Source organism: Enterococcus malodoratus (assembly GCF_027659535.1).
In the GTDB taxonomy this organism is placed as follows: Bacteria; Bacillota; Bacilli; order Lactobacillales; family Enterococcaceae; genus Enterococcus_A; species Enterococcus_A malodoratus.
In genome coordinates this window covers 175,554-189,986 of the sequence record NZ_JAQDPG010000003.1, presented here as the reverse complement: position 1 = coordinate 189,986, position 14,433 = coordinate 175,554, and the positions used below count along the sequence as shown (strand labels likewise).

Sequence of the window (14,433 nt, the reverse complement as noted above, 5' to 3'; positions counted from 1 at the left end):
CATAAGAATCCGACTCAACTATGATACCATAAAAGAAAAAAATTTGGATACAAAAAAAGGATTTCCTTTAAATTTTTAACTCAGAAAAATTCATTCTTTGCGCAGGCGTTCACTTAAGAATATCTGCCGGAATTTGCAGCATGTGCGGAGTATCAAAAATAAATCTTTGAATCCGAGATAGGAGGACCACATGGAGAAAATTATCAACGTCCAGCATCTAAGTAAAAGTTATGGTTCGCGAAACAATAAAGTGAAGGTCCTGAACGATCTGAACTTCTCTGTAGAAAAGGGCGAGTTTGTCGGTATCATGGGGCCGAGCGGAGCCGGAAAAACGACTTTGATGAATATTCTTTCGACGATCTTGTTACCCACGATGGGGTCTGTAAAAATTGCCGGATCGGATATTACTCAGATGCGTGAAAATAGGCTGACTGATTTCCGACGAGAAAATCTGGGTTTCATTTTTCAAGATTTCAATCTGGTCGATAGTTTGACTGTGAAGGACAACATTATTTTGCCGCTGGCAGTCAGCAAGCTTTCAAATGACGAGATTGCAGAACGGGTAGCTCGTTTGACGAGAATTTTAAAAATCGATCGGATTTTGGATCGCTATCCGGAAGAAATATCGATTGGACAGCAGCAGCGTACCGCGGCTGCGCGGGCATTGATCAGCCGGCCCAAGGTTCTTTTTGCGGACGAACCGACGGGGTCATTGGATTCGAAGGCGGCAACGGAGTTTTTGAATTACTTGGACGAAGTCAATCTGCATGAAGAGACGACGATTCTGATGGTAACGCATGATCCATACACTGCCAGTTATTGTAATCGGGTCTTGTTTATTAAAGACGGACGTTTCTTCTCTGAAATCGTGCGGCGTTCTTCTCGTAAAGATTTCTTTGAAAAAGTTATCGATATGCAGGCAACGATCGGCGGAGGAGGGAAGGCCAATGCTGATTAGCATCATTTGGCGCGGCTTTAAAAAACAACTGTCGAACTATTTGATCTTTTTCTTCAGTCTGATTTTTGCGGTAATGGTTTATTATTCCTTCACAGCGATGACCTATGAGCAGCCGCTGATCCGCAGTGCCGGCAAGAATACTCAGTTGGTTGGGATGTTGGGCTTCGGCAGTTTTGCGGTGGTCGTGATCTTGCTGTTTTTTATGGTCAATACGAACCGCTTTTTTATTGAAAATCGCCGCAAGGACATCAGCATCTTTCATTTATATGGCTTAAATTACTATCAGATCTGTCTGTGGTTTATTTTAGAGATTCTGTTCATTGGGATTTTTTCTTTTGCGGTAGGCATTAGTTTGGGTGTTTTGCTGTCAAAGCTCTTTAGTATGATTCTTGTCAAAGCAATGGATCTGCCGCTGAAGGTTCACTTCTTTTTCTCAACAGATGCGATCCTGGCAACCGGGTTAGTTATTCTGTTTATTCTGGCGGTAGTTTCTTTTCAGATTTTATGGCTGGTATCGGGTTCTAAGTTCTCACATTTAAAAAAACTTCGACTGCGTAAGATTCAGGCTATGAAGATTCCATTGTGGCAGAAGGTTTTTGGCTCGATTGGTGCACTATTTTTACTGAGCGGTTGGCTAATGGCGATCACCTATATTATTCTTGCCCGCAAAGCCAGTGATTATTTTGGCCTGTTTCAAGGAAATGCGTTGCTGATGGGTCTCATTTTTGTGCTATGTGTGATCGGCAGCTATTTGTTCTTTGCCTTTACATTACGCTGGTACAATTCTTACCGCCCCAAACGCTTAAACAAAAATCTTGGTATATTATCAAGAAGTGAATGGCAGCTGCGGCTTTTTAGTGAATGGCGCTTCTTCGGGTCCATTACAGTCGCCTTAGGGTTGGCTTTAGCATTTTTAGGTGGGATGGCAGCGGTCGCCTCGCTGGAAATGCGTTCGGTAAACGAGATTGCCCCGACTTCATTAATGATCACACGGCAAAGTTATGAAAAGCTTGCACCAAAATTGCAAAGCGTGGCACCGTATCAGCGGCAATCACTTCACTTCAAAGCAGTACCGGGAAAACAAAATGTCGAAATTTCGGGTGAAGGGACGAATTCGCAACCGGAAATTATGGACATGGTTTCTATCTCGGATTATCGTGCCTTTCAAAAGATAAATCCTACATTGGAGGATATTCAATTAAAGTCTGCTCGTTCGGCCGTTGTTTTGAGTTCGTACCAGCGCTACTTTAATGATTACACCCGTTACAGCAAGAGTATTTATTTAAAACAAGGCAAGCTGACGGTGCAAAGAACGCATCCGAACTTCTTTGGTGATATGAGCCTGCGGTATGGAACCGGAATGATCGTTGTTTCGGATGAAATTTTTAATGAAACACCTGGGCTTTCCTATACGATCGAAGCGATTGACGTTGCCCCTCAGAATGAGAACAAATTGAATCATCTGATTCGTCAAAATCTTAAGGGGGATTGGGATTATCCGATTCATTATGATCTATCATGGAAGAATAAACAGATCGTCGGGGAGATCACAGCAGGAGAAGGACCTAAAAAGGATGGATCGACGATTTATCGATCAGAATATACGTCGCATCAGGAAAATTATCGATCGACACGCAGCAGTCTCGGTTTGATCCTATTCGTAGTGACCTTCGTAACGACCACTTTCATCATTACGACGGCCAGTATGGTTACGTTGCGGCAGCTTTCGGAATTCAAGCAGAAACGGAAAAAATATGGGTTGCTGCGGCAAATGGGAATTCCCGATAAAGCCATTTACCGCGAAATCAATCATGAGAATCGAGTGGTGTTCTTCATCCCAGCGATTTTAGCGTTGATTCACAGTATGCTGGCAATCTCGGTATTCTCTCACATCGCAAAAAATGCCAATTATGGTTTTGTTTATCTCTTCTGCGGCTTGATGCTGATCGTCTATGCGCTATTCTATTGGGTAACATGTGTGTATCAGAAGAAAATATTATAGGTAAGAGGAGCGGCATGGTTTAAAAATCCATGCCGCTCCTTTTTACATTTTTTGACGATTTTTTCCGAATGGAATAATTAGGCAAAAAAGCTGGTCGAACCTTGTAACGCTTGCGTCTCATAGCATTGAGGGCTTTTTCACGGTTAGGATTATTAGATGTGACAAAACTGTTCGTTTGAAAACGTTATATGTAAGGGTATAAAATGGTAAATTTTTTTACAACGAACTATAATTGCACTAAATAAAAGGGAGAGGGCACTAAGATGAAAGATTTTTTTAAGCGTCCCGCTACTCGTTATTGGTTAAGTTTTATTGGAAAGACGGTGTTCTACTTTGCTGTTCTTTTGATTCTGATTTACTTATACCATTATAAGAGCATTCAAGGCGGCAATTTTATCTATAACGAATTTTAGTGAAATTAAGGGTACGTTCTTGTACTGAACGGGGGATAGTTAGTTATGCAAAATATCATTACAGCAATTGATCAATGGGCCAGTGACAAGCCTGATGCCATTGCGTATCAATCAGAAACAGAACAATTCAATTATCAAACACTGCGTCAGTGGTCAGATAATTTAGCACAGTACTTAAACCAAAATACGACAGCCAAAACACCGATCGTAGTCTTCGGCGAGCTGGAATTTGAAATGATCGCCAGCTTCATCGGGGCAGCTAAAAGCGGGCATGCGTATATTCCGATTGAATCGAATACACCGTTAGATCGGATTCAATTGATCTTAGAGGTGGCAAAACCGGCGATGATTTTGAGTGTTTTGCCTTGGCCGGAAGAAATTACGGCAGAGATTCCAGTCGTGGCACCGACAGAATTAGCACAAATCTTTACTACGCAGCAAGCACAAAAAGACTTGCAGCCAGTTACAGATGATGAGACGTTCTATATTATCTTTACTTCTGGGACGACCGGCGTACCAAAGGGTGTTCAAATCAGCCACAAAAATCTATTAAGCTTCACTAATTGGGATTTGAAGGATTTTGGAATCGAATCAGGGATGCGATTCTTATCGCAAGCACCGTATTCATTCGATCTATCAGTAATGAGTGTTTATCCCGCATTGTGCAGCGGCGGGACGTTGGTTCCGATGGAAAAAGCGGTAATCAATGATTTCAAGAAATTATTCAGCTTCTTGCCGAATCTAGCGTTGGAAGTCTGGGTTTCGACTCCTTCTTTCATGGACATCTGTTTGATGGAAAAAACATTCGACGGCGAACATGTTCCGTCACTAAAGATTTTCCAATTCTGCGGGGAAGAGCTTCCGCGCAAAACGGCGGAGGAATTATTGCGACGCTTCCCAAATGCCAAAGTCTTCAATACTTATGGCCCAACCGAAGCAACGGTTGCGATGACACAAATCGAAGTAACACAAGATGTCTTAGCAAAATATGATCGGGTACCAATCGGTTATATCAAAGAAGACACTGAAGTCTTGATTTACGATGAAGACCAAGAAGCAGCGGCCGGTGAAGCCGGCGAAATCATCATCAAGGGTCCAAGTGTTTCAAAAGGCTATATGAACAATCCAGAGAAAACTGCCGCGGCTTTCTTCGAGATCGATGGGGTTCCTGCCTATCACACCGGAGACGCTGGCCGTTTACAAGCGGATGGGTTGCTGCTTTATGAAGGACGAATCGATTTCCAAGTCAAATTACATGGCTTCCGGATCGAATTGGAAGATATCGATCACCATTTGGAAAAGGTATCTTATGTGAAACAAGCGACTGTTGTTCCGAAGTATCAAGAGCACAAGGTCCAACAATTAGTTGCGTATGTCGTTGCTAATGAAAATGACTTTGAAAAGGCTTATCAACTGACAAAGGCCATTAAGGAAGAGCTGTCAGAAGGCGTCATGGATTACATGATTCCGCAAAAATTTGTTTATGTAGATCAATTGCCGCTGACCGCGAATGGCAAGATCGATCGCAAGAGACTAATCAATGAGGTGAATAGTTGATGCTGATCCCTCATATGGTACCTTATGCATCGCCAATTTACTTTGTCATTCTATTCGTGACATTGGTGCCATTGATTTTGAGTTTGCTGATTCGCGGCAAACGAATCAATTGGTATCAATCACTGATCACACTGTTCTTTCTATTTATCTCCTTTGGCGGGAAAGATTATCGCCAAGGATTAGCATTGATCGGCTACGTGATTTTCCAAAGTATTTTGGTTTGGTGCTATCACCACTATCGTCAAAACAAGAATCAAGCGAACATTTTTTACCTCGCGGTTTTCTTAAGTATCGTACCGCTGATTCTTGTGAAGGTAACACCGTTTCTCGATGGACAAAACTCGATCGTCGGCTTTTTAGGAATTTCATATTTGACCTTCAAATCCGTTCAGATCATCATGGAAATGCGCGACGGTATGATCAAGGAATACAGCCCGTTGAATTACATTAAGTTCCTGCTGTTCTTCCCAACGATCTCATCTGGTCCGATCGATCGTTACCGCCGCTTTGAAAAAGACTTGAATGAACCGCCAACCCCAGAAAAATATGTAGATCTGCTAGGTTCTGGTGTTCACGATATTTTCGTCGGTTTCTTATACAAATTCGTGATCGGCTATTATTTTGGTCAAGTCCTGCTGCCAATTGTGGATCGCATTGCGATGCATAACGGCGGTCTCTCATGGGGGCTAGTCGGCTACATGTATGTTTACAGCATGTATTTGTTCTTCGACTTTGCCGGGTATAGTTTGTTCGCTGTTGGTACCAGCAAGTTGATGGGGTACGAAACACCGCCAAACTTCAACAAGCCGTTCTTATCCTGGAACATCAAAGAATTCTGGAATCGCTGGCACATGACCTTGTCTTTCTGGTTCCGTGATTACATCTATATGCGTTTGATGTTCACTTTGATCAAAAAGAAAACCTTCAAGAGCCGGATCGTGGCCTCAAATGTCGGCTACTTCGCCTTATTCCTGATCATGGGCGTTTGGCACGGGTTGACTTGGTATTATATCTTGTACGGTTTCTACCACGCGGCTTTGATTTGTTTGACCGACGCGTGGCTGCGCTTCAAGAAAAAACATAAGAAACAACTGCCATCAAATAAATTTACCCATGCGTTGGCGATCTTCTTAACCTTCAACGCTGTCTGCTTGAGCTTTTTGATCTTCTCAGGCTTCTTGGATAAATTATGGTTCCATAATATATTTGCCAGTCCAGCTTTTCACAGTTTGCTAAAGTTCAAGCTGATGTAATGCTTTAAAAAAGTACGAGGCGTGAACCGTTTAGCTGGATGGTATGCGTACGAAAAAAAACTCATTTTTTAGGTTTTTGAAAAAATGAATACTATAAAATGAGCTAGCCTTTACGCACTAAAACAAGAAAAATGATTTAGCTTTTATCAACTAATAAATTAAACAAAAAACGAAATGGAGCGATTAACATGGAAGACACATTATTTAGTATTTTAGAAGATATCACAGGTACAGATGAAGTAAGAGACAATCCCGATGTAGATTTGTTTGAAGAAGGATTGATGGACTCTTTAGCAACGGTTCAACTATTAGTTGAGATCGAAGGACAATTAGGCGTACAAGTTCCAGTTTCAGAGTTTGACCGTGCTCAATGGAATACACCCAATAAAATCATTGAACAAGTGAAGGCTTTGCAAGCTTAATGAAAAAGAAACTTTTCGGTATCTTTGGGCCGATTCTTTTGGCGACGGTCTTATTGGTTCTTCTGTTTTTCTCACCATTCAAAATCAACAGCAATGATCCGAAGCTGATCAAAGCTGCTTCAAGTTCGATGGCGGGAAACGTTTTACGAGGAAACAGTATTACAAAGGAAGCTCTAAGTACCGACAACTATGTACCGTTCTTTGGCTCTTCTGAATTGAGCCGGATCAGTCCGTTTCATCCATCGGTCTTAGCAGAAAAATATGACCGCGGCTATACTCCCTTCTTGATGGGGGCGCCAGGAACGCAATCACTGACTCAATTTATGATGATGCAGTCGTTGGGAAATGAGCTGAAAGATCGGAAAGTAGTTTTCATCATTTCTCCGCAATGGTTCGTTAAACAGGGGATCAAACGAGATTACTTTGACGCGTATTATTCTCCCGAACAAACCTTGAATTGGCTGTTAAATTTGAAAAAAGTTCAAGCAAGTGATCAGTATTTGGCGCATCGCTTGACTCATTATGGTGTAGTAAAAAAAGATGAACGTTTAGAACGAATGCTGGATGCAGTAATGGATGGTCAATTGCCAGACAAAACCGATATCACCTTCAGCAAATTGAAATTGAATATGCTGGAACGAGAAGACGAATTATTCAGTACGATCGGTATGATCAGTAAACAAGATGCGATCGATAAAAACGTGTCGGCTTTACCTGAAAACTACGATCAGCATGAGTTGAATACGTTGGCCAATCGCTCAGGCAAGCGGGCGACCGAAGGAAATGAGTTTGGGATACAACAACGATTCTACAAACAACGGATCAAACCGCATATGAATCTTTTAGCTGATTCACAAAAAAATTGGGATTATCGTTATTCACCAGAATTTTCTGATTTCCAATTGGCACTGGATCAACTAGCCAAAGAACATACGGATGCGCTCTTTATTATTCCGCCAGTGAATGGTCGTTGGGCGAAATTTACCGGACTTTCAGACGAGATGCTGCAACAGTTCTCTAACAAGATCAAGTATCAATTAACGTCTCAAGGCTTTACGAATATTGCTGATTATACCAATCAGCAGAATACACCATACTTTATGCAAGATACGATCCACTTAGGTTGGAAAGGCTGGTTAGCGGCTGATCAAAAAGTTGCCCCATTCTTGAAGGATCGCAAATCTCAAGCAGAAAATTACCAAATCAACAACCAATATTTCTTAAGCAAAGAATGGCAAGAAATGAATCCGGGTGAGATTAAGTAAGTAGTCGATAGAAACAAAATCTTGTCTTTTACCTTGGATTTTTAACTAAAATAAGAAGCGTGAAAGTGACGTTTCACAAACACGAAAAGGAACAGTATTTCGATTTTTAATGATCGAATACTGTTCTTTTTTTTATAGCAAGAGTCAGATAGAATAATTATTAGTTGAGCTTGTATTATTTTTGTTAGTTATTTTAATTTACTCATTATTATTAAGAAAAACACATAAAATGGGTACATGAACATTTAGTGATCTCCAACGTTAAATATAAAACTCGCCATTTTTAAGGTTTAACGGTATGCTGTTTTTGTGAATAAAAGAAAGCGTGTGCATAAATAAAAGGAGCGGACGACATGAAAGTAAAAGCGCAGACAGAACCATTAACTCAAAGACAGCTATTCAGTATGAAAAGCACTACATTAGAGCAAAAAATCATCAGCTATTTCCAACACACAAAAGATACGGCATCGGTAATTGAGTATCTGGTTGTGGTCATGTTGCGGAATGCGTTAATTTGCGGTGACTATTCGTTCTTATGCAGAGAGTTAGTTTGTGATTTGTTCATGACCGCGGCGCCAAGCGATGTGCTGCGCAAGTATTGTAGTTATTTCAAAGATTATTTTGAAAAAGGCGGACAATGGGAGAAAGTCATTGAACGTCTATTTAGCAATAAGAAGGAATACTATCGTTTTTCTGAGGAAACTCGTTTATATAAAAAGCTTTTGGATACGCCAGGAACGAGAGCATGCAAGCATTCTGAGCTTGATCTGCGTTTAGTATCCGTTTTTGAAGATGCCACTGGCAAAAAACATACACTGACGATCCGAGATGCGGACGAAACACGCACAAAAGCCGAAGTCGCTGAAATCTTAGAAATTCTAACGATGTTGAGCATTTTCAAAAAAGCGGATGGCGTACGCCGCTTTGTAAAATTTGTCAAAGTCGCTCGCCCAGGAACGAAGGATACGTTTGAGGAAGAAGTCTTGCAGGAAGTTGCACAGCAAGAAGAAACAGTGAAGGAGTCTGCTCAAATTTCTGAAGCGGAGGAAACAACTGTTGAGACATTAAAGATCATTGCGCCAGCAGGTGTTGATCCAAGTAAATTGAGTGAAGCGGAAGTATTGGCATTGGTTCAAGTGGTCCGACCAGAAGTGAGGAGTTTAGCGGATATTCGTGTGGTCTTTGTGGAGGAAGAGGAGGAGCCGCCAATCGAGCAGGCAGAAATTCAACGTCGACTCGCTGGAATTACGTCCAGTTCTGTTGTCCCGCACCCACAGACCCGAATTCAAGGACAACTACCAAAAGAATCCAATACTATCGGGCTTGCCGATCCGCCGAAAAGTACCAAGCAACGGCATAGGCCGCTTACGAATAAACAAGCCTATGTACAAGATCTGATTAATAAATGGAAACAGTGATAGCAGACCATTTTCCATTTAAGTGACTAATTTTTGGCTCGTGTTAATTACTTACAAACAAAATAACCTAAGGAGAGCTGTCTCCCTAGGTTATTTTTGCTGTCAAACTGGCTGCTGGTAGTTTTTGTAGTAGAAGATCGCCAGCTGGGTGCGGTCGCGAACTTCCAATTTCTCCAGCAGCTGACTGATATTGTTTCGTACGGTTCCTTCACTTAGAAATAATTCTTTGGCGATTTCCTTGTTGTTCTTGCCATTGGCAACTTGCAGCAGGATGGATCGTTCTCTTTCTGAGAGCGGGTATTCATGTTCATTGAAGGCAGAACGGCCTTCTCTCAAAAAGGTATTTAGCTTGCCAACGATTTCTGTTCCAAAAACCGATTGTCCATTATTTACGGCCTTGATTGCCGGTAAGATCGAGGCCAAATCTTGCTTGATCAGATACCCCTTGATCCCGATCGATAAGGCTTCGCGAATATAATTATCATCAGAAAAGGTCGTCAATAAAAGAATTGCTGACTCTGGATGGTGCTTAAAAATTTCTTTGGCGGCGTCGATCCCGGTGTTTTCCCCCATTCGAATATCGGTTAGTAAGACATCCGGTTTTTCTTTTAGGTAAAGAGAAACCGCCTCATTCGCAGAGTAAGCACTGCCCACCACTTTTATTTCCCCCGTTGATTCTAAAATCGTTGACAATGATTCCGTTACTAAACGGTCATCGTCTACGACAGCGACTCGAATCATATATTTTCCTCCTTCGATAAAAAGATAATCAATGAAAAAGTATCTTCATGTGTATTTATACTTAATTTTCCGCCCACTTCATTCATTCGTTGCCGCATATTCATAATACCAATCCCCGAACCTGTCTGATTATTAGTTGCGATCACCCCATCATTCTTTATTTCAATGCGGTAAAAAGCAGTTAAGCGCTCAAAGCTGATTGAAACAAAGCTCGCCTGACTGTGTTTCATGATATTTGAGAGTGCTTCTTTCAGCACCATCAATAATACTTTGTTTTGCTGATTTGAGAGATCACGAGGAATTTCTCCCGTAAATTCTACCGGACAAAAATGAAAGTCTTGAATCAACAGCTTGCTGATCTCATCCAAATTGACCGACTCGTGATGAAGGTTATGAACACTCTCGCGAATGTTGCTCATGCCATCGTTGATCGTCGATTTCAATTGACTCAATGGATGAATCAGCTGCTGTTTTTGATTAATCGTTTCGATCGCACTGACTTGGATGATCGCACTGGATAAGAAATGACCGACATTGTCATGGACATCTCGCGCGATGCGATTGCGCTCTTCAGAAATTTGCAGGTTAAGCAGGCTTTCCTGAGAATCCAACAACTCCGCATTTTTCTTTTCGAGCAATTTTTGTTTCTCCCAACTCTCATCCTGCATCTCAAGCAAAGACTTTTCTAACGTTCGATTGCTTTGTTCCTTAAGGTTCAACAAAATGGCGATCATCGAGAGACTGAAAATGATCAGTTGAAAAAGCGGAGAGAAACTCTCTCTAATAAATAGCGGAACAATGAATAGGAAACAAACAATCAATAGAAGTGTTGATTTCCTTTGAAAAGCGATTTTTAGTGTTCCCGGCAGAAAGAATAAAAAGCTGGGCCAGATACTGCTAAGTAAAAGCAGCGAGACTAGCGAAATAAAACGACTCCGCTCATTTTCGAAAAAGATACTAGGAGCGATCACGATCAGACTGATCAATAAGAAAATGATAGAGCTGACTAAGGATTCTTTTATAACTAACAGAATAAGACCTGTTATTAACAAAAATGAGTATTCGAAATAAAAAATCTGTTTGTAATTCACAGTACATCCTCCAAAAAAGTGACAAATGTCATGGCGATTTAGACTTTTTTCGCTAAATATTAACAATTAATTTCATTATATTCATATTATATTAAAAAAATAAAAGAAAAACAAAAGGTTTTTAAGATGAAAATTATTGAGGTTGTAAATTTAACGAAACGCATCAGCAATAAAATGGTGCTGAATCATTTTGAAATGAGCCTAAATGCTGGAGAAACAGTGGTTTTATTAGGTCCTAGCGGAAGCGGCAAAACAACTTTGCTGGAATGCATTTTGGAAAATGAAAAATACGATCGCGGCGAAATTAAACTTTTTAATAAAAAAATTTCGCAGGAAAAGAGTTTAAAAAATAAAATTGGACTCATTCCCCAAGAATCGGCTTTCTTTTATGAATTCTCCGTCGCGGAAAATTTAGCTTTCTTCTGCCGGTTATATATTCATGACAAAAATAAATGCAAAGAAAACGTAGACGACGTATTGCAGCTGACCGGTCTGGAAAGTATTAAGGATCGTCAAGCGGCCAAGCTAGATAAGAATCAGCAGAAATTACTGAACATCGCTTGCGGTATCGTCCATAAACCAGAGGTGATCTTGTTCGATGAACCGTTTCTAGGTTTAGATATGGAAAATAAAAAACAAGTGATTCATCTGATCAAGCAGTTTAAGCAACGCAAGCAGGCTGTTTTATGTACATCCAGCATCGCAGACAATATTGAACAAATCTGTGATCGCATCATTATTATCAATCAGGGAAATCTGATTGCTGAAGGAACACAAAAACAATTGCGGGGGATGGTAACGGAGAAGGAGAAAATTTTCTTTGAAGTCTCATTGTTAACGGAAGAAGATCTTAAAAACTTATCTGCTCTTCCCGGTGTTTTAGACAGTCATTACGAAGCCGAAAAAATTACGTTTACTGTCAATAGTAAGAATAAAAGCTTGTTTCAAATTATGGATTATTTTGAACAGGCAGAGATTTATTATTCTAACCCAGAGATACAGGAAAGTTCATTAAGCGAAATCTTGTTTGAATTGACTGGTATTTCGATTAAGGAGGGGTAGATTGTTTAACTATTTATTAGCTGCCCGTCTAAAGCTGCTGATCAGACAAAAGGAATTGATCTTTTGGACATTGGCCTTTCCCATTTTTCTAGGGTTGCTTTTCTATTTGGGACTAACCAATACGTATCAGGGCGATATCTCCAATGAATATGCGATTGGGATTGTGAGCGAAGATTCCATGACCGCGAATGATTTTACGACGGCACTAGCGAAGGAAACGTCCGCCAATTTTGTTTATGATTTTCAGTTTGTTTCTAGAAAAGAAGCAGAGGAAAATCTGCGGCAGGGAAAAATGATCAGTTACTTTGAGATCGAAGGTCCGCAGACAATCCAACTTGTTACAAAGGCTCAAGGCATGATCCAAAGAAAATTAAAGCTAGAAAGAGATCAGTATCTGCAAGAGAAACAATCGAATGAAACAAGTGCCAATCTGACATTTACGGCAAAAAAAGAAACCAGAGGAACAATCAATTACCGCAATTTTTATTTTTTTACTTTAATCGGAATGGCGATCGGATACGGCATGGTCTGGGGTGTCTACTTGGTCAATGATCTGAAACAAAAGGGTCTCCAAAGCAGACTGAGAGCTTCGCGCTTATCAAACACCGAAGCGATGATCACTCGAATAGCGGCAGCCTTCATTATTTTATTTACGGAAGTTCTACTATTAATTGGTTTCTTCAGGATCATCTTTCAAATCGAATTCACGATGTCTCTTACAAAGCTATTACTGCTTTGCATAACAGCAATAGCCGCGAGCCTGTCATTGGGCGCTCTGTTAGGAACAGTCATGAGGCGATTCAAAACGGAGGCGGCGATCTTTCTAGGAATCTCATTGAGTACTTGGATGGGCTGTTTAGCCGGGATGTTCAATTCAATGGGAGCAAAGAATTGGATTGATCAGAATGCTGAGATTTTAGGCAAGATCAATCTAGTCAACGTAGTCAGCGAAAGTCTCTTTTATCTAAATTATTCTCTTACGGCTGACATTTTTTATAAAAATATAGTCTATCTGTTAGGACTCACTATTGTTTTTAGTCTGAGTACTTACTTTTGTCAGAAAAGAGTGATGATATGACGATTTATCAAGCGATTTTTAAAGTCTTCAGCCGAAATAAATATCGATTGATCGTCAGCATTCTGATTATGCTGGGTGTCACTGTTTTCTATCACTTCGAACTGCCTGATAGTGACTCAACGCAGCAAGAGGTCATGCGCCTTGGTCTTCAGGATCAAGACCAATCGGCTGAAAGTGCTGCATTAACAGACTATTTGCAAGAAAACGCCAACATCAAAGTAATTCCAAGAAAAGCTCAAACAATCGAAGCGAACTATTTTGAAGAAATCGATTACTACTTAACGATTCCGCAGAACTTTTCCGCGAGCTTGAAACAGCAGCGGGAAATCGAGCTGACGTATACAGCAACGGCGAACCGGCTGGCAAAAGAATATGTCGAAAAAGCTGTTGGGCAATTTATTCAGGTTTATCAGCGAAATCAAACAACAGCGAGTGACTCAAAAAGCATATTGACTCAGACGGTGAATGAGTTAAGCAAAACAGATGGGTTACAAAAAATGACTAAGCCAAAAAAAGTAGAGGTCAGCAACTATGTGAATGTTCTGGGCTATTGCTTGTTCTTCACGATCTTTTCTGGCTATTGCATCGTCAGTATTTCCTTTAATCAGCGCGAGCTGCAGGCAAGAATTTTACAGGGACGGCTGACAGCTAAGCAGCTTTTTACAAAACTTTCATTAGGAGTCTTTCTCTATTCCTTTTTCTTATTGATCGTTTTCACGCTGCTGACGCTATTTCTTAATTACTCTCAGTATGGGCAATCACTTCCTTTGTACTTGTTAAATACCTTGTTTTTCTATTTCAGTATCGTCAGCTTCTCGATGATGATCTGCGGTATTTTTTCTAAAGCCAAAATTTTGAATGGAATCAAGGATGTCTATATTACCGGTATTTGTTTTATCAGCGGTCTGTTAATACCGATCGATTACCTATCCAAAGGGGTGCAGGACATTGCATCCTTAACGCCCGTCTATTGGTTTGCGAGAAACAATCGATTGATCGAATCCGTCTCAATATTTGATGAAACATTTTACAAAGCTTTTTTAAGCAATCTGGGGGTTGTGGCCGCTTTTTCAATTCTTTTTGGAGTGATCTACTTAATTACTTTGAAAGAAAAAGGGGTCTTAATCATAGAACAATCACTAAAAAGGATGGGAGTAAAGGAATGAGTTTTGC

13 protein-coding genes are annotated in these 14,433 nt (G+C 40.6%); 11 read left to right on the top strand and 2 right to left on the bottom strand.

Annotation, left to right across the window (positions count from 1 at the left end; genetic code table 11):
• The first annotated feature begins 190 nt into the window (after nt 1-190).
• The 8 genes from PGP85_RS06840 (at nt 191) to PGP85_RS06805 (ending at nt 9,288) form a co-directional block, all read left to right on the top strand.
• Nucleotides 191-958 carry an ABC transporter ATP-binding protein gene (locus PGP85_RS06840; protein WP_270326723.1) on the top strand — a complete coding sequence of 256 codons (768 nt, stop codon included), beginning with the start codon at nt 191-193 and terminating at the stop codon, nt 956-958.
• Complete coding sequence (locus tag PGP85_RS06835; protein WP_270326721.1) at nt 948-2,960, top strand: FtsX-like permease family protein; 2,013 nt, start codon at nt 948-950, stop codon at nt 2,958-2,960. The genes PGP85_RS06840 and PGP85_RS06835 overlap by 11 nt, the downstream gene beginning before the upstream one ends.
• Before the next feature lie 263 nt (nt 2,961-3,223).
• Nucleotides 3,224-3,373, top strand: coding sequence for a teichoic acid D-Ala incorporation-associated protein DltX (locus PGP85_RS06830; RefSeq protein ID WP_010740763.1), 150 nt, complete (start codon nt 3,224-3,226; stop codon nt 3,371-3,373).
• A gap of 45 nt (nt 3,374-3,418) precedes the next feature.
• The gene (gene dltA / locus PGP85_RS06825) at nt 3,419-4,930 is read left to right on the top strand and encodes a D-alanine--poly(phosphoribitol) ligase subunit DltA (protein WP_270326719.1); all 1,512 of its coding nucleotides are present in this window, start codon (nt 3,419-3,421) and stop codon (nt 4,928-4,930) included.
• Complete coding sequence (gene dltB, locus PGP85_RS06820; protein ID WP_270326716.1) at nt 4,930-6,183, top strand: D-alanyl-lipoteichoic acid biosynthesis protein DltB; 1,254 nt, start codon at nt 4,930-4,932, stop codon at nt 6,181-6,183. Before dltA ends, dltB begins: the two co-directional genes overlap by 1 nt.
• A 188-nt stretch (nt 6,184-6,371) precedes the next feature.
• Nucleotides 6,372-6,605 (top strand): D-alanine--poly(phosphoribitol) ligase subunit DltC, encoded by a 234-nt coding sequence (gene dltC / locus PGP85_RS06815; RefSeq protein ID WP_010740760.1) that lies wholly within the window; start codon nt 6,372-6,374, stop codon nt 6,603-6,605.
• The gene (gene dltD / locus PGP85_RS06810; protein ID WP_270326715.1) at nt 6,605-7,870 is read left to right on the top strand and encodes a D-alanyl-lipoteichoic acid biosynthesis protein DltD; all 1,266 of its coding nucleotides are present in this window, start codon (nt 6,605-6,607) and stop codon (nt 7,868-7,870) included. Before dltC ends, dltD begins: the two co-directional genes overlap by 1 nt.
• 353 nt (nt 7,871-8,223) lie before the next feature.
• Nucleotides 8,224-9,288, top strand: a complete 1,065-nt coding sequence (locus tag PGP85_RS06805) for a DUF2922 family protein (RefSeq protein WP_270326713.1) — start codon at nt 8,224-8,226, stop codon at nt 9,286-9,288.
• A gap of 102 nt (nt 9,289-9,390) precedes the next feature.
• Here PGP85_RS06805 and PGP85_RS06800 read toward each other — a convergent pair whose 3' ends face one another.
• Together PGP85_RS06800 and PGP85_RS06795 are read right to left on the bottom strand one after the other, a co-directional pair.
• Nucleotides 9,391-10,029, bottom strand: coding sequence for a response regulator transcription factor (locus tag PGP85_RS06800; protein ID WP_270326711.1), 639 nt, complete (start codon nt 10,027-10,029; stop codon nt 9,391-9,393).
• Nucleotides 10,026-11,120 (bottom strand): sensor histidine kinase, encoded by a 1,095-nt coding sequence (locus PGP85_RS06795; protein ID WP_270326710.1) that lies wholly within the window; start codon nt 11,118-11,120, stop codon nt 10,026-10,028. Before PGP85_RS06795 ends, PGP85_RS06800 begins: the two co-directional genes overlap by 4 nt.
• 126 nt (nt 11,121-11,246) lie before the next feature.
• On the opposite strand from PGP85_RS06795, the gene PGP85_RS06790 reads away from it, so the two are divergent.
• The 3 genes from PGP85_RS06790 to PGP85_RS06780 are packed head-to-tail and all read left to right on the top strand — an operon-like array spanning nt 11,247 to nt 14,426.
• Entirely contained in the window at nt 11,247-12,182 is a 936-nt protein-coding gene (locus tag PGP85_RS06790; RefSeq protein ID WP_270326709.1) for an ABC transporter ATP-binding protein, read from the top strand.
• A 1-nt stretch (nt 12,183) separates the two neighbouring features.
• Nucleotides 12,184-13,260, top strand: coding sequence for an ABC transporter permease (locus tag PGP85_RS06785; protein WP_270326706.1), 1,077 nt, complete (start codon nt 12,184-12,186; stop codon nt 13,258-13,260).
• On the top strand, nt 13,257-14,426 hold the full coding sequence (locus tag PGP85_RS06780; RefSeq protein ID WP_270326703.1) for an ABC transporter permease: 1,170 nt from the start codon (nt 13,257-13,259) through the stop codon (nt 14,424-14,426). Before PGP85_RS06785 ends, PGP85_RS06780 begins: the two co-directional genes overlap by 4 nt.
• Nucleotides 14,427-14,433: the final 7 nt, after the last annotated feature.